This is a genomic window from Rhizobacter sp. Root1238, assembly GCF_001425825.1.
Lineage (GTDB): Bacteria > Pseudomonadota > Gammaproteobacteria > Burkholderiales > Burkholderiaceae_C > Rhizobacter.
The window spans coordinates 162948-182188 of sequence record NZ_LMDM01000049.1; the positions used below are offsets into that span (position 1 = coordinate 162948).

Annotated in this window: 18 protein-coding genes and 1 riboswitch; of the genes, 11 read left to right on the forward strand and 7 right to left on the reverse strand. The window is 69.0% G+C overall.

Annotated elements, in window-relative coordinates:
* Window positions 1-2: 2 nt before the first annotated feature.
* Entirely contained in the window at window positions 3-587 is a 585-nt protein-coding gene (gene metW, locus ASC98_RS27870; RefSeq protein ID WP_056813544.1) for a methionine biosynthesis protein MetW, read from the reverse strand.
* Window positions 584-1726 (reverse strand): homoserine O-acetyltransferase, encoded by a 1143-nt coding sequence (locus tag ASC98_RS27875; RefSeq protein WP_056813547.1) that lies wholly within the window; start codon window positions 1724-1726, stop codon window positions 584-586. Before ASC98_RS27875 ends, metW begins: the two co-directional genes overlap by 4 nt.
* Window positions 1727-1772: 46 nt before the next feature.
* A riboswitch (SAM riboswitch) is annotated at window positions 1773-1850 on the reverse strand.
* Window positions 1851-2055: 205 nt separating this feature from the next.
* Here ASC98_RS27875 and ASC98_RS27880 point away from each other — a divergent pair.
* Window positions 2056-3834, forward strand: a complete 1779-nt coding sequence (locus tag ASC98_RS27880) for a pectate lyase (protein WP_056813551.1) — start codon at window positions 2056-2058, stop codon at window positions 3832-3834.
* A 13-nt stretch (window positions 3835-3847) separates the two neighbouring features.
* Here the strand turns inward: ASC98_RS27880 and ASC98_RS27885 are convergent, their stop codons facing one another.
* The 3 genes from ASC98_RS27885 to ASC98_RS27895 form a co-directional block, all read right to left on the reverse strand.
* Window positions 3848-5536 (reverse strand): VanW family protein, encoded by a 1689-nt coding sequence (locus tag ASC98_RS27885; protein ID WP_162249269.1) that lies wholly within the window; start codon window positions 5534-5536, stop codon window positions 3848-3850.
* Window positions 5537-5606: 70 nt separating this feature from the next.
* The gene (locus ASC98_RS27890) at window positions 5607-6467 is read right to left on the reverse strand and encodes a response regulator transcription factor (protein WP_056813557.1); all 861 of its coding nucleotides are present in this window, start codon (window positions 6465-6467) and stop codon (window positions 5607-5609) included.
* Window positions 6464-9856, reverse strand: a complete 3393-nt coding sequence (locus ASC98_RS27895; RefSeq protein WP_056813814.1) for an ATP-binding protein — start codon at window positions 9854-9856, stop codon at window positions 6464-6466. Before ASC98_RS27895 ends, ASC98_RS27890 begins: the two co-directional genes overlap by 4 nt.
* Window positions 9857-10094: 238 nt before the next feature.
* On the opposite strand from ASC98_RS27895, the gene urtA reads away from it, so the two are divergent.
* From urtA to ASC98_RS27930, 7 genes are read left to right on the forward strand one after another with little or no spacing between them, the layout of a single operon-like run.
* Entirely contained in the window at window positions 10095-11360 is a 1266-nt protein-coding gene (urtA, locus tag ASC98_RS27900) for an urea ABC transporter substrate-binding protein (protein WP_056813559.1), read from the forward strand.
* Between the two features lie 40 nt (window positions 11361-11400).
* Window positions 11401-12315, forward strand: coding sequence for an urea ABC transporter permease subunit UrtB (gene urtB / locus ASC98_RS27905; protein WP_056813562.1), 915 nt, complete (start codon window positions 11401-11403; stop codon window positions 12313-12315).
* A gap of 28 nt (window positions 12316-12343) precedes the next feature.
* Entirely contained in the window at window positions 12344-13534 is a 1191-nt protein-coding gene (gene urtC / locus ASC98_RS27910) for an urea ABC transporter permease subunit UrtC (RefSeq protein ID WP_056813564.1), read from the forward strand.
* A complete protein-coding gene (gene urtD, locus ASC98_RS27915; protein WP_056813567.1) occupies window positions 13531-14274 on the forward strand; it encodes an urea ABC transporter ATP-binding protein UrtD in 744 nt (247 codons plus the stop codon). The genes urtC and urtD overlap by 4 nt, the downstream gene beginning before the upstream one ends.
* Window positions 14275-14284: 10 nt before the next feature.
* Entirely contained in the window at window positions 14285-14974 is a 690-nt protein-coding gene (urtE, locus tag ASC98_RS27920) for an urea ABC transporter ATP-binding subunit UrtE (protein WP_056813570.1), read from the forward strand.
* A 23-nt stretch (window positions 14975-14997) separates the two neighbouring features.
* Window positions 14998-16227: a formamidase gene (fmdA, locus tag ASC98_RS27925; protein WP_056813573.1), complete on the forward strand. Its 1230-nt coding sequence runs from the start codon at window positions 14998-15000 to the stop codon at window positions 16225-16227.
* 16 nt (window positions 16228-16243) lie between these two features.
* A complete protein-coding gene (locus ASC98_RS27930) occupies window positions 16244-16570 on the forward strand; it encodes a zinc ribbon domain-containing protein (protein WP_056813576.1) in 327 nt (108 codons plus the stop codon).
* A 67-nt stretch (window positions 16571-16637) separates the two neighbouring features.
* Here the strand turns inward: ASC98_RS27930 and ASC98_RS27935 are convergent, their stop codons facing one another.
* Window positions 16638-16844: a hypothetical protein gene (locus ASC98_RS27935; protein ID WP_056813578.1), complete on the reverse strand. Its 207-nt coding sequence runs from the start codon at window positions 16842-16844 to the stop codon at window positions 16638-16640.
* Window positions 16845-16959: 115 nt separating this feature from the next.
* Here ASC98_RS27935 and ASC98_RS27940 point away from each other — a divergent pair, with 115 nt between their 5' ends.
* Complete coding sequence (locus ASC98_RS27940) at window positions 16960-17322, forward strand: hypothetical protein (protein WP_056813581.1); 363 nt, start codon at window positions 16960-16962, stop codon at window positions 17320-17322.
* Between the two features lie 19 nt (window positions 17323-17341).
* Here ASC98_RS27940 and ASC98_RS29920 read toward each other — a convergent pair whose 3' ends face one another.
* The gene (locus ASC98_RS29920) at window positions 17342-17497 is read right to left on the reverse strand and encodes a DUF3096 domain-containing protein (RefSeq protein WP_082541910.1); all 156 of its coding nucleotides are present in this window, start codon (window positions 17495-17497) and stop codon (window positions 17342-17344) included.
* A 118-nt stretch (window positions 17498-17615) separates the two neighbouring features.
* Here ASC98_RS29920 and ASC98_RS27945 point away from each other — a divergent pair, with 118 nt between their 5' ends.
* Together ASC98_RS27945 and ASC98_RS27950 are read left to right on the forward strand one after the other, a co-directional pair.
* Complete coding sequence (locus tag ASC98_RS27945; RefSeq protein WP_056813586.1) at window positions 17616-17921, forward strand: hypothetical protein; 306 nt, start codon at window positions 17616-17618, stop codon at window positions 17919-17921.
* Between the two features lie 69 nt (window positions 17922-17990).
* Window positions 17991-19214 (forward strand): 6-phosphofructokinase, encoded by a 1224-nt coding sequence (locus ASC98_RS27950; RefSeq protein WP_056813589.1) that lies wholly within the window; start codon window positions 17991-17993, stop codon window positions 19212-19214.
* Window positions 19215-19241 lie beyond the last annotated feature (27 nt).

Here is a 19241-nt window from a genome sequence, read left to right on the forward strand (position 1 = left end):
GCTCAGGCCCTCTCGAACTTGAACACCGCGACGCTCGCGGTCAGGTTCGGCCGGCGCCGGCGCACCGTGCCGTTCTGGATGCCGAACGAATCGAGGATCTGCAGCCCGCTCTTGCGCGCCAGCACCTCGAAATCCGCATACGTGCCGACGCGGATGTTCGGCGTGTCGTACCACTCGTAGGGCAGCGTCTTCGTGACCGGCATGCGCCCGCTCGCAATGCGCAGCCGGTTGGCCCAGTGCGCGAAATTCGGGAAGCTGACGATGCCCACCCGGCCGACGCGCGCCGTCTCGATCAGCATGCGCTCGGTGTTGCGCAGGTGCTGCAGCGTGTCGAGCTGCAGCACGACGTCGAAGCTGCGATCCTCGAACATCGAGAGGCCTTCCTCGAGGTTCAGCTGGATCACGTTGACGCCGCGCTGCGTGCACGACAGCACGTTGGCGTCGGAGATCTCGATGCCGTAGCCGCTGCACTGGCGCTTGTCGCGCAGGTGGGCGAGCAGCTCGCCGTTGCCGCAACCGAGGTCGAGCACGCGCGAGCCGATGGGCACCATCTCGGCGATGAGTTCGATGTCCTTGCGATCACTCATGCGCGGGCTCCGGCGAATTCTTTCGCGATGTTGTCGAAGCGCGCCCGCAGCACCCCGTGGTAGCGCGCGTCGTCGAGCAGGAAGGCGTCGTGCCCGTGCGGCGCGTCGATCTCGGCGTAGCTGACGTCGAAGCGGTTGTCGAGCAGCGCGCGCACGATCTCGCGCGAGCGCTCCGGCGAGAAGCGCCAGTCGGTCGTGAAGCTCACCAGCTGGAACTTGCAGCGCGCGGCGGCGAAGGCCGCGCTCAGGTCGCCGCCGTGCTCGCGTGCCGGGTCGAAGTAGTCGAGCGCACGCGTGATCAGCAGGTAGGTGTTGGCGTCGAAGTACTCGCTGAACTTGTCGCCCTGGTGGCGCAGGTAGCTCTCGATCTCGAACTCGATGTCCTGCGTGCTGTAGCCCGGCGAGCCGCTCTTCAGGCCGCGGCCGAACTTGGCCTCCATCGCGTCGTCGCTCAGGTAGGTGATGTGGCCGATCATCCGCGCCACCCGCAGCCCGCGCCGCGGCACCACGCGGTAGCCGTAGTAGTGGCCGCCGTGGAATTCGGGGTCGGTGACGATCGCGCGCCGCGCGACCTCGTTGAACGCGATGTTCTGTGCCGACAGGTTCGGCGCGGTGGCCACCGCGATGCAGTGGCGCAGCCGGTCCGGGTAACGCAGCGACCAGCTCAGCGCCTGCATGCCGCCCAGGCTGCCGCCGAGCACCGCGGCGAGCTGGGCGATGCCCAGCCGGTCGAGCAGCCGGGCCTGCGCATCGACCCAGTCTTCCACCGTGACGACCGGGAAATCGGCGCCGTAGACGCGGCCGGTGGCCGGGTCGACATGCATCGGGCCGGTCGAGCCGAAGCAGGAGCCGGGGTTGTTGATGCCGATCACGAAGAAGCGGTCGGTGTCGAGGGGCTTGCCCGGGCCGACCAGGTTGTCCCACCAGCCTTCGCTGCGCGGTTCGCCCTCCAGCGTGCCGGCGACATGGTGCGACGCGTTCAACGCGTGGCACACCAGCACCGCGTTGCTGCGGTCGGCGTTCAGCGTGCCGTAGGTTTCGTAGACGAGCGTGTAGTCGCTCAGCTTGGCGCCGCTGCGCAGCGGCAGCGCTTCGGTGAACTGCATCACCTGCGGTTTCACATCACCCACGGAACTCATGTGGACACACACCCTGAAAAGAAAACCGGCGTCGCCAAGAATCGGGACACCTGTGGGTGCGTCCATTCTTTAGCTGGTTTTTTAAAGCGCCCGCAAGCCGGAACAAATCAGCGCTGGCGGCAAGTATAGGGCGCCGGGGCGTGTCGCCCCGGCATGCGACGGACGCAGTTAGTCATCGTATCTCTTGAGGACGAGCCGCTTTAAATGTGTCGAATCGCGTGCAATCCGACAGGGATAGCCCCAGTAAGCCGTTGATTCCTGAGTTGTACGATGACTGATGACACACGATGAAATCGTTTGTCACTTCATAACATCAGGAGGCAGACAACATGCAACGACGCAGCTTTCTCGGGGCCGCACTGAGCCCCATCGCCCTGGCCGCCTGTGGCGGTGGCGACGATGACAACCCGGTGCCGCCGCCCACCGCGCAAGGCACCGCGATCGACGCGATGAAACGCGCGGTGGCCTACATGGACGAAAAGGTCTCGTACCGCGGCGGCTACGTCTGGTCGTACTCGCCGGACCTGACGCAGACCTTCGGCGAGATGGAGGCCAAGCGCACGATGTGCTGGATCCAGCCGCCCGGCACGCCGTCGGTCGGCAACGTGTTCCTCGATGCGTACCACGCGACCGGCGACGAGCGCTTCTACCAGGCCGCCGAGCGCACCGCGCTCGCGGTCGTCGCGGCGCAGCATGCTTCGGGCGGCTGGAACTACATCCACGACTTCGCCGGCGAAGAGTCGCTGAAGCACTGGTACGAGACCATCGGCAAGAACGGCTGGCGCCTCGAGGAATTCCAGAACTACTACGGCAACGCCACCTTCGACGATGCCGGCACTGCGGTCGCCTCGCAGCTGATGCTGCGCATGTGGCTCGAGAAGAAGGACGCGCGCTTCGAAGCGCCGCTGAATCGAGCAATCGATTTCATCAAGCAGGCCCAGTTTGGCGCCGAGCTCGGCATCGCCAACGGCGGCTGGCCGCAGCGCTTTCCGCACTACGCCGGCTCGAAGGCCAGCATGCCGCAGCCGAACCCCGAGCAGCTCCCGGCCGGTGCGCATGCCGGCATGGAGGACGGCGACTACACGCTGCACGTCACCTTCAACGACGACGTGATGGGCGAGAACATCAAGTTCCTGACGATGTGCGTGCTGGCGCTCGGCCGCACCGACCTGCTGGACAACATCGGCCGCGCGATGGAGTGCATGCGCGCGATGCAGCAGCCCGGGCCGCAGGCCGGCTGGAGCCTGCAGCACCTGTCGCGCGAGACGAACGGCCGCCCGGCCGGCGCTGCCGCCGGCGCGCGCACCTACGAGCCGCGCTCGCTGGCCACGCACACCACGCAGACCAACATCCAGCAGCTGTTCCACTACTTCACGCTGACCGGCGACCGCAAGTTCCTCGCGCGCATCCCCGAAGCCATCGCGTGGCTGAAGACGGTGCCGCTGCCGGCCGATGCGATCCAGCGCAATGCCTTGCTCAACGGCCGCACGCACGCCACCTTCATCGAGCTCGACAGCAACGAGTCGCTGTTCGTGCACCGCTACGGCTCCAACATCCACAACGGCGCCTACTTCGCCGACAAGGACCTGACGAACACGCTGAGCCACTACTCGGCCGGGCGTTCGATCGACATCGCCGGGCTGCAGAAGCGCTACGACGATCTCGCCGGGATGAGCGACGCGGCGGTGGCCGAACTGGTGGCACGCTCGCCGCTGAAGGCGACGCAGCCGACGGCGCTGCCGAAGTTCTTCGGCATCCGCGAGGTCGATTTCCCCGACCTGTTCGCGGGCGCGAAGATGACGACGCCGGTGGTGCCGCAGACCGAGGTCGACACGCTGGTCGCCGACCTCGGCACGAAGAACTACTGGACGGCCCCGGTGCCCGAGGTGGTGAACCCGTACCGCGGCGACGGGCCGGCGACGCCGTACACCGGCACCGCCTACCGCAGCAAGCATGTCGGCGACATCTATGACACCTCGCCGTACCCGGCCGACAACCCACCGGACATCGCGCCCTACGTGAAGCGCGACAAGCCGCAGTTCATCGTGACGGCGGATGTGATCCGGCGCCTCGGGCGGCTGATCGCGTTCGTGTCGCCGGTGGCCTGAGCGCGCGGGTGGCTCAGACGGTCTCGTACAGGGCCAGCGTCAGTGCCAGCGCGTCACCGGCCGGCACCAGGCGCAGGCCCGGGCTGCGCGGGTCCAGCCCGCACGCCGGCGTCGCGATGACCGGCAGGCCGCGGGCGAGCGCCTGCAACAGCCAGCGCGGCGCATGCTCGACATGCGCCGGCAGCACCACGGCGCCGATGCCGTGCCACGGGTCGTCCGCATCGAGCGGCACCGGCGCGAGGCCATGCCAGAAGCCGGGCGATTCGCTGGCGCGGCCGAGCACGGCCAGCGGCAGCCCGAGCGCCCGGCAGGCCTCGCGCAGCGCCGGCGCGCCCTTGCGCGCCAGCGACGAGGCTGGAAAGAGCAGCGTGCTGCCGCGCGCTGAAGGCGTTGCCGCGGGCCGGTCCCATTCGAGAAGGTCCACCTGATGGAGGCCGCGGGTCCGCAACCAGCGGGCGACCGCATGGTGCGGCGTCAGCACGCGAACCGCGCCACGCAGCGCTGTCCACTCGGCATCGACGCGCCAGTCCGGCGCACGGTACTCGCGCAGGCCGGCCGCGGCCGGTTCGCCGGCCTGGCCGTCCAGCTGCTGATGCAGCATGCGCAGCGGCGACCGGGTCATCATCACCGTCACGCGGCGGCCGCCGAGCGCGCCGCGGCGCTGCAGTTCGGCCAGCGCCTCGACCGGAACGATCAGTTCGTCGGCCTCGGTCGGCACCCGCGCAAGCCAGGCCGTGGCACGCGCATCGTCGGCGGCGACCAGGTGGTGCTGGCGCCGCGCCGGTCGATGGCGGCAGGCGTGCGCCGCGAGCCGATGCCAGCGCTCGGCCAGGCCGGTCGGCGACGTCGCGCGAAGGCGGATGCCGCGAGCGGCGAGCCAGGTGTCGAACTCCGGCCAGCCGGCCACCGGCATCGCGGCGACCCGATCGCCGACGGGGCGCGAAGCCACGCGGCGCAGGCAGTCCGCTTGCGCGCAGTCCAGGCAGTCGTGCGCCGGCGGTCGACGCTCGGGCTCGATCGGAACGGGCCGTGCCGACCGCGCCGGCGGCGACGCACCGCGCAGCCGGACGATCAAGCGCTCGCTGTCGAGCCGCGCCTCGACGACGAAACGCTGCGGCAGCGCGAAGCGCAAGTCGAGGTAGTTCCAGAACACCGTCGCGTCGCGCCCTGCCTCGGCCTGCGAACCCGGCACGGCACGCGAATGCGGATGGCGCTCGACGATCCGCGCCCCGGCATCGAGCGCCACGGCATACAGCGCATTCGACAGCTGGCACAGGCCCCCGCCGATGCTCGCGACCAGGCAGCCCTCGCGCAACTCCCGGCCGGGGACGAAGCCGCGGCGGCGGGTCGGGGCGCCGATCGCATGCCAGAAGCTGAAGACTTCGCCGGCTTGCACGACGAGTCCGTCGAGCCGCGAGGCTGCCGTCCGCAGGTTGTGGACCTTGCCGGCGGTCAGCGGCCATTCGTGCGGCGCGTGTTGCGTCCACAACGGCGTGATGCACTCGGCATGCACCGGGTCCTGCGATGCCGATCGGGTGATCGCGAAGCGGGTGCCGTTCCATCGGTCGACCAGGTCGCGGCCGCGGCGCATCCAGCGCAGGCCCTCGGCACGCCACGCGAAGTCGAGGGCCTGGAGGCGCGAGGTCCACCAGCCCGATGCGGCCGGCAACGAGGGAGCGGGGAGGGGAGCGGTGTCGTGCATGCCGGCGAATGTGCCGGCCGGCCGCGACGCGGGCGCGAAGTCCGTGTGAAGCGCGCGAGAAAGACCCGGCTCAGCCGAGTTCCCGGCTCGCCAGCGCCGCCGCCGCGGCGCGGGTCTCCACGCCCAGCTTCTCGAACACATGCTCGAGGTGCTTGTTCACGGTGCGCGGGCTCATGCCGAGGATCTCGCCGACATCGCGGTTGGTCTTGCCCTTCGCGATCCATGACAGCACCTCGGTCTCGCGCGGTGTCAGCGATGCGGTGCTGAGGCGCGTCGGCAGCGCGTCGCTGGCGGCCTGCACCCGCAGCAGCAGCATGCACTCGCCGAGCCCGACCGCACCGGCGTGGCGCACCGCCAGCACCCGGCCGTCCACGGCGGCGCTGCGGTGCTCGAGCGGGCCGTCGCCCGCCCACGCCGGCGGCAAGCCGTCCGGATGGAACTCGCGCAGCCACGCCGCCGCCTGCGGCGAGCGCCACGCGACGCGCCCCCGCGCGTCGAGCACCAGCACGCCATGCCCGCCGACGTCCACCGCCTCGCGCGCGAGCCGCACCGCGCGCGCATTGCGCACGTGCGTGGCCAGCCGCACCAGCACCTCCTGCGCCCGCACCGGCTTCACGACGTAGTCGACGCCGCCGCTCTCGAAGCCCTCGACGATGTGCGGCGTCTCCGACAGGCCGGTCATGAAGATCACCGGGATGTGAGACAGCGCCGGGTCCTGCTTGATGCGCCGGCAGGTCTCGAAGCCCGACAGCCCCGGCATCAGCGCGTCGAGCAGGATCGCGTCCGGCGTCGCGAGGTCCAGCCGCGCGAGCGCCGACTCGCCGTCGCGCGCGACCAGCACCGTGTAGCCCTCGGCCTCGAGCGACACGCACAGCGCGCCCAGCGACTGCGGCGCGTCGTCGACCACCAGCACCACCGGCGACGCGCTCACGGCGCCTCCGTCGACACGTCGCCCAGCGCCTGCGTCAGACGGTCGAGCAGCGCGTCCAGCTCGAAGCGCTCCACCAGCAGCTGCATCGCGCGCAGTTCGGCTTGCGCTGCCGGGTGCTCCCCGGTCGCCGCGTCGAGCGCCGCCTGCACGCCCTGCAGGTGGCCGAGCCGCACCAGCCGGATCAGGTCGCCGATCAGCTCGGCCGGCAGCGCCGTCGCCCCCGCCCGCTCGGGCGCGCCGGGCACCGCCCAGTTCGGCAGCGCCAGCTCGGCCAGCCACTCGATCTGAAGGTGCCGCTGCAGCATGCCGAGCAGCTCCGATTCGATCACCGGCTTGTCGACGAAACCCTGGCAGCCGGCCGCGGCCAGCTTGTCCGCCTGGTTCTCGAAAGCGTTCGCCGACACCATCAGGATCGGCACGTGCAACAGCCCGGCGGCGCGGATCTGGCGCGCCGTCTGCCAGCCGTCCATGTCGTCCATCGAGACGTCGAGCAGCACCGCATCGGGGCAGTCGTCGAGCACGCTCTCCAGGCATTCGCGCCCGCTGGCTGCCTCGCGGATGCGAAAGCCCAGCGGCATCAGCAGGCCGGCCAGCATCTGGCGCTGCGTCGGTTGGTCGTCCACCACCAGCAGGCTGCGCCGCGGTCCCAGGTAGCCGGTGACCGGCCGGTGCGTGCGCCGCGGCAGCATCGGCGCGCGGATCTCGCGCAGGTACAGCCGCGCGGTGAAGGTGCTGCCCTGGCCGGGCGCGCTCTTCAGCGACAGCTCGCCGCCCATCAGCTGGGTCAGCAGGTGCGTGATGGTCAGTCCGAGCCCGGTGCCCGGCTCGCCGGTGCGCCGCCCGGCGCTGCCGCGCTCGAACGGCAGGAAGATGCGCTCCTGGTCCTGCACCGCGATGCCGATGCCGGTGTCGACCACCTCGAAACGCGCGAGCTCCAGCCGGTAGTCCAGCTTCAGCGTCACGATGCCGCGGTCGGTGAAGCGCACCGCGTTGCTCAGCAGGTTGATCAGGATCTGGCGCAGCCGCTTCGCGTCGGCGTTCACGTGGTCGGGCACGCGGCCGCTGGTCTGCAGCGTGAAGACGAGGCCTTTCGCCTCGGCCTGCGGCGCCACCATGCGCACCAGGTCGTCGAGGAACTCGTGCATCGGCAGCGGCGCCATGTCCAGCCGCAGCCGCCCGGCCTCGATGCGCGCCAGGTCGAGCAGCCCGTCGACCAGGCCGTGCAGGTGCTCGCCGCTGCGGTGGATGGTGTCGACCGACGCACGCCGCACGCCCTGCACCTGCTCGTCCTTCAGCAGGATCTGCGCATAGCCGAGGATGCTGTTCAGCGGCGTGCGCAGCTCGTGCGTCATGCCGGCCACGTAGCGCGTCTTCGCCTGGTTGGCGGCCTCGGCCAGGTCCTTCGCCGCCTGCAGCGCGGCATCGGTGCGGCGGTGCGCATCGATCTCCTTCGTCAGCAGCTGGTTCTGCCGGTTCGATTCGTCCTGCGCCATGTGCCGGCTCTCGCTGCCCAGCACCACCCACCAGGCGCCGACCGCCGCGGCCAGCGACAGCAGCGCGAACACCTTCAGCAGCGGCGCCTTCAATGCCGCCTGCGCGGTCGCGTGCAGCACGCCCTCCTGGTCGTAGACCACGCCGAGGATCACCGCCAGCAGCCCGATCAGCGAGGCCGCCACCACCAGGTAGTGGGCGACGCGGAAGTTCACCCGCGACGCGAGCCGCTGCGGCAGCACCGCGGCCAGCACCGCGCTGACCTGCTCGGCGGCGCGCGAATCGGTCTTGCAACGGTCATGGCAGCGCGATTCCAGCGTGCAGCACAGCGAGCAGATCGGCGCACCGTAGGCCGGGCAGTGGGCCATGTCCTCGGACTCGAACGCGTTGTCGCAGACCGTGCAGGTCACGCTCTGGCCGGCCGCCCAGCGCGCGGTGTCGCGCCGCGCCAGGTACCAGCGCCCGCGCGTCGCCCAGGCCAGCAGCGGCGACACCCCCATCGCGGTGGCCAGCGCGATGAACGGCGCGAAGGCCTGCGCCGCGGCGCCGAGCGCGCCGGCGTAGGCGACGATCGCGAGCACCGCCGCGCTCAACATCGCGCCCAGCCCGACCGGGTTGATGTCGTACAGGTGCGCGCGCTTGAACTCGATGTGGCGCGGGCTCCAGCCGAGCGGCTTGTTGATCACGAGGTCGGCGACGAGCGCGCCCACCCAGGCGATCGCAACGTTGCTGTACAGCCCGAGCACCCGCTCCAGCGCCTCGAACACGCCGAGCGTCATCAGCAGCACCGCGATCAGCACGTTGAACACCAGCCACACCACGCGGCCCGGGTGGCTGTGCGTCAGCCGCGCGAAGAAGTTCGACCAGGCGAGCGAGCCGGCATACGCATTGGTCAGGTTGATCTTCAGCTGCGAGACCAGCACGAACAGCGTGGTCGCGCCGAGGATCCAGGCCGGGTTGTCGAACACGTAGCCGAAGCCGGCGAGGTACATCTGCGTGGGCTCGACCGCCTTCTCGGTCGGGATCTGGTGCTGCAGCGCGAGGAAGGCGAGGAACGCGCCGCCCAGCATCTTGACCATGCCGGGCACGATCCAGCCGGGCCCGGCCACCAGCACCGCGGCCCACCAGCGGCGCCGGTTGGCGCGCGTCTTCTCGGGCAGGAAGCGCAGGTAGTCGACCTGCTCGCCGATCTGCACCACCAGCGAGAACGCCACGGTGGCCGCGGTGCCGAACATCAGCCAGCTGAAGCCGTTGCTGCCCGAGGCGCGGCCGACCAGCCCGGTGAAATCGGCGAACACCTGCGGGTTCTTCGCGAGCACGAAGGCGTAGGGGCAGACCAGCAGCGCGAGCCACAGCGGCTGCGTCCACAGCTGCAGCCGTGAGATCAGCGTGATGCCGTGCATCACCAGCGGTACGATGCCCAGCGACGACAGCAGGTAGCACAGCGACAGCGGCCAGTCGAAGTACATCTGCAGCGCGAGCGCGAGGATCGCCGCCTCGAGCGCGAGGAAGATGAAGGTGAAGCTCGCGTAGACCAGCGAGGTCAGCGTGGAGCCGAGGTAGCCGAAGCCGGCGCCGCGCGTCAGCAGGTCCATGTCGACGCCGTACTTCGCCGCGTAGTAGCTGATCGGCAGCCCGGTCAGGAAGGTGATCAGCCCGACGACGAGGATCGCCCACAGCGCGTTCGAGAAGCCGTAGCCGATCGCGATCGAGCCGCCGATGGCCTCGAGCGCGAGGAACGAGGTGGCGCCGAACGCGGTGTTGGCGACGCGGAACTCGCTCCACTTGCGGAAGCTGCGCGGCGTGTAGCGCAGCGCGTAGTCCTCGAGCGTCTCGTTGCCGACCCAGGTGTTGTAGTCCCGGCGGATGCGAAAGATCTTTTGCGTGGCCACGGACACCGGTTTCTCCGACAACGACGGCAGTGTCGGCTCCTGCTTGCAAGAAGCGCTCCCGCCGCTCGCGCTGCTCGGTGCGGCGCGAGTGTCGCCTCGCGCGGCGCGGCCGGCGCTACGTTGATTGACGTATTCGGGTTGCGCACGCCATCCGGGACAGTCGGCACCAGCGTGAACGACGCGGCACCGCACAGGCTTGGTGCCGAGCGTGACGACGATGCCCTCAACCTGCACGGAGCCTTCCATGTCCCAAGACCGCAACGACGATCTCCAGCCCGATTCGATGCAGCGCCGCCGGCTGCTGCAAGGCGCCGCCGCGCTGCCGCTGGCCGGGCTTTCGGGCCTCGCGCTGGCGCAAGCCGCCCCGACCGCCAAGGTCAACACGACGAAGCTGGCGGTCACCGACACCGAGGTGACGGTCGGCCAGCTGCACTCGGGCACCGGCACGATGGCGATCTCGGAGACCGGCTCGATCCAGGCCGAGCAGCTCGCGATCGACCAGATCAACGCGATGGGCGGCGTGCTGGGCCGCAAGATCAAGGTGATCAAGGAGGACGGCGCGTCCGACTGGCCGACCTTCGCCGAGAAGTCGAAGAAGCTGCTGGTCAACGACCGCGTGGCCTGCGTGTTCGGCTGCTGGACCTCGGCCTCGCGCAAGGCGGTGCTGCCGATCTTCGAGAAGGAGAACGGCATGCTCTATTACCCGACCTTCTACGAAGGCCTGGAGCAAAGCAAGAACGTGATCTACACCGGCCAGGAGGCGACGCAGCAGATCCTGTGGGGCCTCGACTGGGCGGCCAAGGAGAAGAAGGCCAAGACCTACTTCCTGGTCGGCTCCGACTACATCTGGCCGCGCACCTCGATGAAGATCGGCCGCAAGCACATCGAGGGGCACCTGGCCGGCAGCAAGGTGGTCGGCGAGGAGTACTACCCGCTGGGCCACACCAACTTCAACTCGCTGATCAACAAGATCAAGGTCGCCAAGCCCGACTGCATCTTCGTCGCGGTGGTGGGCGGCTCGAACGTCGCGTTCTACAAGCAGCTGAAGGCGGCCGGCGTCACCGCCGACAAGCAGTTCCTGCTGACGATCTCGGTGACCGAGGACGAGGTGCTGGGCATCGGCGGCGAGAACATGGCCGGCTTCTACGCGTCGATGAAGTACTTCCAGTCGCTGGACAACGCGAACAACAAGGCCTTCGTGTCGGCGTTCCGCACCAAGTACGGCCCGAGTTCGGTGATCGGCGACGTGACGCAGGCCGGCTACCTCGGCCCGTGGCTGTGGAAGGCGGCGGTCGAGAAGGCCGGCAGCTTCGATGTCGACAAGATCGCCGCCGCGTCGGCGGGGATCGAGCTGAAGACCGCGCCCGAGGGCTACGTGAAGGTGCACGAGAACCACCACCTGTGGAGCAAGACGCGCATCGGCATCGCGCAGGCGGACGGGCAGTTCAAGGTGGTCGCGGAGTCGCCGGAGCTCATCGAGCCGAATCCGTTCCCGAAGGGCTACCAGTAAACAGAGGGTCGAAGGGCCCCCCCACGAGCATCGCCACGCCATGACCCTCTCCGAAATCCTGAACATCTCGCTGATGCAAGGCTTCGCCGGCCTGAGCCTGTTCTCGGTGCTGCTGCTGATGGGCCTGGGCCTGGCCATCATCTTCGGCCAGATGGGCGTTATCAACATGGCCCACGGCGAGTTCATGACGATCGGCGCCTACACGATCTACCTGTTCTCGCACCTGGCCGAAAGCTATGCACCCAAGCTGGTGGGGGCGTACTTCCCGGTCGCGATCGTCGCCGCGTTCGGCTTCGCGTTCGCCGCCGGCTGGGCGGTCGAGTGGCTGTTCATCCGCCACCTGTACCGCCGCCCGCTCGACACGCTGCTGGCCACCTGGGGGCTGTCGCTGGGCATGCAGCAGATCTTCCGCTCCACCTTCGGCGCGAAGGAGGTCAGCCCGACGCTGCCCGACTGGCTGATGGGCTCCTGGGCCCCGTCGGCTGGCCTCGACATCCCGATCAACGGGCTGTTCGTGATGGCGCTGACGGCGGTCGTCACCGGCGGCGTGCTGCTCGCGCTGTACCGCTCGCGCTGGGGCCTGCGGGTGCGCGCCACGGTGGCCAACCGCGTGATGGCCAACGCGACCGGCATCAACACGCGGCAGACCGACCGGCTGACCTTCGCGATCGGCTGCGGCATCGCCGGCGTCGCGGGTGCCGCGTTCACCACCATCGGCTCCACCGGCCCGACCAGCGGCTCGCTGTACATCGTCGACGCCTTCCTGGTCGTCACCTTCGGCGGCGCGGCCAGCCTGCTGGGCACCGTGGTCTCGGCCTTCGGCATCGCGCAGACGCAGTCGATCGCCGAGTTCTTCATCACCGGCTCGATGGCCAAGGTGCTGACGCTGTCGCTGATCGTGCTGATCCTGATGGTGCGGCCGCAGGGGCTGTTCGCGGCCAAGGTGCGGCGTTGATTCCTTCCACCTCACCCAGGGCAATCCGATGAATCGCATCAAGCAGTGGCTGGACCGCAGCGGCATGGGCAGCGTGCTGCTGCTCGCGCTGGTGCTGGCGGTGGTGTTCCCGCTGGTCTTCGACCTGTTCCGCCTCAACCTCGTCGGCAAGTACCTGAGCTATGCCTTCGTCGCGCTCGGCCTCGTGATGCTGTGGGGCTACGGCGGCGTGCTGAGCCTCGGGCAGGGCGTGTTCTTCGGCCTCGGCGGCTACGGCATGGCGATGTTCCTGAAGCTCGAGGCGAGCGACCCCGTCACGACGAAGATCCAGTCGACGCCGGGCATCCCCGACTTCATGGACTGGAACCAGCTCACCGCGCTGCCTTTGTGGTGGGAGCCGTTCCGGCACTTCCCGTTCGCGTTGCTCGCGATCCTCGCGGTGCCGACGCTGCTGGCGTTCGTGATCGGCTACGCGATGTTCAAGCGGCGGGTCGGCGGGGTGTACTTCGCGATCATCACGCAGGCGGTGGCGCTGATCCTGACGGTGCTGATCATCGGCCAGCAGGGCTACACCGGCGGCGTCAACGGCATGACCGACCTGAAGACGCTGCTCGGCTGGGACACCCGCAGCAACGGCGCGAAGTACATCCTGTACTTCCTGACGGTGGCGCTGCTGATCGGCGCCATCGTCGTGTGCCGCTGGATCCAGCAGAGCAAGCTCGGCACGCTGCTGCTCGCGATGCGCGACAAGGAAGACCGCGTGCGCTTCTCGGGCTACGACGTCGCGATGTTCCGGGTGTTCGCGTTCTGCCTGGCGGCGCTGCTGGCGGCCATCGGCGGGGCGCTGTTCACGTTGCAGGTGGGCTTCATGTCGCCGTCGCTGGTGGGCATCGTCCCGAGCATCGAGATGGTGATCTTCGCGGCGGTGGGCGGGCGCATGTCACTGGTGGGTGCGGTGTACGGCGCGTTGCTCGTCAACTTCGGCAAGACCTACTTTTCCGAGAGCCTGCCCGACCTGTGGCTGTTCCTGATGGCGGCGATGTTCCTCGGCGTGGTGCTGGCGTTCCCCGACGGGCTCGCCGGGCTGTATGCCGACAAGCTGAAGCCGTGGTGGTTGCGCAGGACGAGCAAGCGCAGCGAAGCGACCGATCAAGCAACGGCCGCTCCCCCGGGCCGCCCCGGGGGACCAGTCGGCGCCCCCTCGGGGGGCAGGAGCGAAGCGACGTGGGGGCTGTCATGAGCAACACCGATTTCGTGCTGGCGGTCGAGGACCTGACCGTCTCGTTCGACGGCTTCAAGGCGATCGACGCGCTGACGCTGTACGTCGACAAGAACGAGCTGCGCGTGATCATCGGGCCGAACGGCGCCGGCAAGACCACGCTGCTCGACCTGATCTGCGGCAAGACCCGCGCGAGCGCCGGCAGCATCAAGTTCAAGAACGCCGAGATGAGCCGGCTGCCCGAATACCAGATCGTGCGCTCCGGCATCGGCCGCAAGTTCCAGACGCCGTCGATCTACGAGAACCTCAGCGTGTTCCAGAACCTGGAGGTGTCGTTTCCGCGCGGGCGCGGCGTGTTCGGTGCGCTTGCATTCAAGCGCGATGCCGAGGTGCGCGACGCGGTGCAGTCGGTGGCCGCCGAGATCGGCCTGGCCGACCAGCTCGCGCTGGAGGCCGGCCTGCTGTCGCACGGCCAGAAGCAGTGGCTCGAGATCGGCATGCTGCTGATGCAGGACCCGGAGCTGCTGATGCTCGACGAGCCGATCGCCGGCATGAGCGTGCGCGAGCGCGAGCTGACGGCCGAGCTGCTGAAGCGCATCTGCAAGGGCCGCTCGATGATCGTGATCGAGCACGACATGGATTTCGTCAAGCAGATCGCCCACAAGGTGACGGTGATGCACCAGGGAAAGATCCTCGCCGAAGGCTCGATGGAGCAGGTGCAGGCCGACCCGAAGGTGATCGATGTCTACCTGGGCCACTGAGGACCACGCGATGCTCACAGTCAGGAACCTGCACGTCGCCTACGGCCAGAGCGAGGCCTTGCACGGCATCGACTTCGAGGCGAGGAAGAACGAGACCGTCGCGGTGATGGGCCGCAACGGCATGGGCAAGACCACGCTGTTCAAGAGCCTGATGGGCGTGCTGCCGGTCAAGTCCGGCAGCATCGAGGTCGACGGCCGCGAGGTCACGAAGGACGAGAGCTTCCAGCGCGTGCGCAAGGGCCTGGCCTACGTGCCGCAGGGCCGGATGATCTTCCCGACGCTGACGGTCGAGGAGAACATCCGCACCGGCCTGGAGAACGCCGCGAGCCGGCGCATCCCCGACGAGATCTACGCGCTGTTCCCGGTGCTGTTCGACATGCGCGCGCGCAAGGGCGGCAACCTGTCGGGCGGCCAGCAGCAGCAGCTCGCGATCGCACGCGCGCTCGTCACCAACCCGAAGGTGCTGCTGCTCGACGAGCCGACCGAAGGCATCCAGCCGTCGATCATCAAGGACATCGCCCGTGCGCTGAACGAGATCCGCAAGCGGCGCGAGATCACGATCGTCGTGTCGGAGCAGGTGCTGAGCTTCGCGCTGGACGTGGCCGACCGGCTGTTCGTCATCGAGGGCGGCCGGCTGGTGCACGAGAGCCCGCGCGCGAGCACCGACGTGCAGCGCATCAAGCAGTTCCTTTCCGTCTGAACAAACACCCCCAGGAGCACGCCATGCCCGACACCCTGATCAAGGTCGACCTGAAGCAGTCGCCGTACGAGAACGAGCAGATCCACAACCGCTGGCATCCGGACATCCCGATGGCCTGCTGGGTCAAGCCGGGCGAGGACTTCGTGCTGGAAACCTACGACTGGACCGGCGGTTTCATCCAGAACAACGACAGCGCCGACGACGTGCGCGACATCGACCTGTCGATCGTGCACTTCCTGTCGGGCCCGGTCGGTGTGCACGGTGCCGAGCCGGGCGACCTGCTGGTGGTCGACCTGCTGGACATCGGTGCCAAGGCCGACAGCCTGTGGGGTTTCAACGGCTTCTTCTCGAAGAACAACGGCGGCGGCTTCCTGACCGACCACTTCCCGTTCGCGCAGAAGTCGATCTGGGACATCCAGGGCATGTTCACCAAGTCGCGCCACGTGCCGGGCGTGAACTACGCCGGGCTGATCCACCCCGGGCTGATCGGCTGCCTGCCGGACCCGTCGCTGCTGGAGAAGTGGAACGAGCGCGAGGTCGGCCTGATCGCGACCGAGCCCGACCGCGTGCCGCCGCTGGCGAACCCGCCGTTCGCCGCCACCGCGCACCTCGGCAAGCTGGGCGGCGACGCGAAGACCAAGGCGGCCGCCGAGGGGGCGCGCACCGTGCCACCGCGCGAGCACGGCGGCAACTGCGACATCAAGGACCTGTCGCGCGGCTCGAAGATCTACTTCCCGGTGTACGTGAAGGGCGCGGGCCTGTCGGTCGGCGACCTGCACTTCAGCCAGGGCGACGGCGAGATCACCTTCTGCGGCGCGATCGAGATGGCCGGCTGGGTGCACATGAAGGTCGAGGTGATCAAGGGCGGGATGGCGATGTATGGCATCAAGAACCCGATCTTCCGGCCGAGCCCGATCACGCCGCATTACAACGACTACCTGATCTTCGAGGGCATCTCGGTCGACGAGGCCGGCAAGCAGCACTACCTGGACGTCAACGTCGCGTACCGCCAGGCCTGCCTGAACGCGATCGAGTACCTGACGAAGTTCGGCTACAGCAAGGCCCAGGCGTATTCGATCCTCGGCACCGCGCCGGTGCAGGGGCACATCAGCGGCGTGGTCGACATCCCCAACTCCTGCGCGACGTTGTGGCTGCCGACGCAGATCTTCGATTTCGACATCCGGCCGAACGCCAGCGGTCCGGTGAAGCACATCCAGGGCGGGCCGGAGATGCCGCTGTCGCCGGACCTCTGAAGCCGGAGCGACGACGATGCCGACCTACGACTACCAGTGCCCGCAGTGCGGGCCGTTCGATGCGTTGCGGCGCATGGCCGAGCGCGACGTGCCGGCCGATTGCCCGCGTTGCGAGATGCCGTCGGCACGCGCCTGGCTGGCCGCGCCCCGGCTCGCCGACATGCCGGCCGAGCGGCGCCTGGCGCTCGCGACCAACGAGCGGGCGCAGCACGAGCCGAAGGAATCGGCGCGCTACCGGCATCCGGCCGGGTGCGGGTGCTGTGCCGGGCCGAAGCGCAGCGGCGACGCGGCGAAGGCGCCGCGCTCATTTGCCGGCAAGCGGCCTTGGATGATCAGTCATTGAAGGGCTTCGACAGGCTCAGCCCGACCCTTCGACGGGCTCAGGGCGAGCGGGTTCAGCTTTGAGCCCGTCACATCTGCTTGGCCAGCTCCCGGCTGCGGCAGATCTCGTTGTTGTCGACGGTGACCCACTCGCCGCCTTTCTGCAGGCAGACCGTCCGCGCGGTCTGGTGGCGTTCGCGGATGCGGTCGGGGGCGGTGGCAACCCGGAACACCGCGCCGGCGACGGCAACGATGCTGATCAGCGCGAAAGCGGTGCGTGCGAAACGGGTGCCCATGGCGCTCTCCGGTGGAGTGGCAATTGTGGGGCATCGACCGCGGTTTTGCTGGCCCGCTAGCATCCCCACTTTTGCGCATGCGAGACACCCGATGAAGCCTTCCCAGGCAGCCGCCATGTCAGATCGGTCGCGCGACGTCGCCGAACACTGGTCCGAGGACGCCGGCGACCACGACGCCGCCCAGCTCGACATCCCGCCGCACGCGACGCGCGAGCGCCGCTTCGAGATCTTCTGCAGCTTCGAGGTGGCCAACCCGCTGGGCGGCGACGACGCGGCCCACGCGCTGCGCGTGCTGGTCGACGGGGCCCAGGCCTGGACGCGCCGCGTCGCGACGCACGCCGGCAGCGATTCGCTGGACGTGCGGCTGCGCAGGGTCGTGCCGGTCGGCGAGCCGCTGCGGGTGACGGCCCGCACCGAGGTGCAGGGCGTGCGGCGGGTCCGCCTGAAGATCACCGCCGACGAGGAACTCGACGGCTGATCGCGGCGCGGGCCGCGGTTCAGTGCAGGCGGAACGACGACATGCCGAACAGCCCGACCAGGCCGATCACGATCAGGTAGATCGCGACGATGAAGTTCAGCAGCTTCGGCATGACCAGCACCAGGATGCCGGCGATCAGCGAAATCAGGGGGGTGAGGCTCAGGTGGATGTTCAAGGTGGGGGTTCCGGTGGGTGGGGACGGGGTGGATGACGGCGGGACCTCGGGCAGGTCCCTAGAATGTCGGCCCGCGCATCGAAGACGATGGCGCACCCGATTCTCCCTGGAGCCTGCTGTGGACCTGAAACTGCCGATTGTCATCTTCGACGAGCTCACCGAGTCCGTCATCCGTTCCACCGGCATGCTCGACCTGGCCAGCGGCGAGATCCGCAACGTGCAGTACGAGGACTACGACGTGAAGGCCGAGGGCATGCCGATCGAGGACGAAACCTACGAGTTCACCTCCGGGCTGCTGACCAACGGCAAGCGGGACGTCGAATTCCGCATCGAGGTGGACATCATGTCGGGCGCGTACTCGGTGACGCCGAGCGAATTGCTCGAGTTGAAGGGCCGCGCCGCCAAGCTGTTCTCCACCAAATGATCCCGGGATAGCCGGCCGCCGCTGCAGCCGCTACCCTTGGCGTCTTCCAGAACCGCCGCGGAGCAGCCCATGCCGACGACGCCCGACGCCAGGATCCTGATCGCCCAGGGCGGTGGCCCGACCGCCGTGATCAACCAGTCGCTGGTCGGCGCGGTGCTCGCGGCGCAGCGCTTCCCCGAGGTGAGGGCCGTCTACGGCGCCCGCCACGGCGTGCGCGGCATCGTCGACGAGGACTTCGTCGACCTCGCGCGCGAAACCCCGCAGCAGCTCGAGGCTGTGGCCGCGACGCCCGCGTCGGCGCTCGGCAGCACCCGCGACAAGCCCGACCTGGCCTACTGCCGCGCGATCCTGAAGGTGCTGCAGGCGCACGGCATCAGCCATTTCCTGTACATCGGCGGCAACGATTCGTCGGACACCGTGCGCATCGTCAGCGACGAGGCCCGCCAGGCCGGCCACCCGCTGCGCTGCATCCACGTGCCGAAGACCATCGACAACGACCTGGTGGGCAACGACCACACGCCGGGGTATGCCTCAGCGGCGCGCTTCGTCGCGCAGGCCTTTGCCGGCGCCAACCTCGACAACGCCGCGTTGCCGGGCGTCTACCTCGGCGTCGTGATGGGCCGGCATGCCGGTTTCCTGACGGCGGCGGCCGCGCTCGGCGCGCGCTACCCGGACGACGGCCCGCACCTGATCTACCTGCCCGAGCGCGTGTTCGAACGCGAGCGCTTCCTGGCCGACGTGCGCGCGACGCACCAGCGCCTCGGGCGCTGCGTGATCGCGGTTTCCGAAGGCATCCACGACGCGTCGGGCGAGCCGATTGCGGCGCAACTCGCCAGCGGCGGGCCGGAGCGCGATGCGCACGGCAACGTGCAGCTGTCGGGCACCGGCGCGCTGGCCGACCTGCTGTGCGACCTGATCAAGGACCAGCTGAAGATCAAGCGCGTGCGCGGCGACACCTTCGGCTACCTGCAGCGCTCGTTCCTCGGCTGCGTGTCGGACGTCGACCAGCGCGAGGCGCGCGAGGTCGGCGAGACCGCGCTGCAGTTCGCGCTGCGCGGCGACCGCGACGGTTCGGTCGCGATCCAGCGCTGTGGCGACTATGCGGTGCGCTACGAGCTGCTGCCGCTGGAAGCGGTGGCCGGCAAGACGCGGGTGATGGAAGACGTGTTCATCGCCGAGGGCGGCCATGCCGTCACCGACGCGTTCCGCAGCTACCTGCGGCCGCTGCTCGGCAGCGACATGCCGCAGGCGCACCGGCTGCGCGGCCACCCGGTTGCGAAATTGCTCGGCTGACACAGGTGCACTGACGCGAAGGTCGGG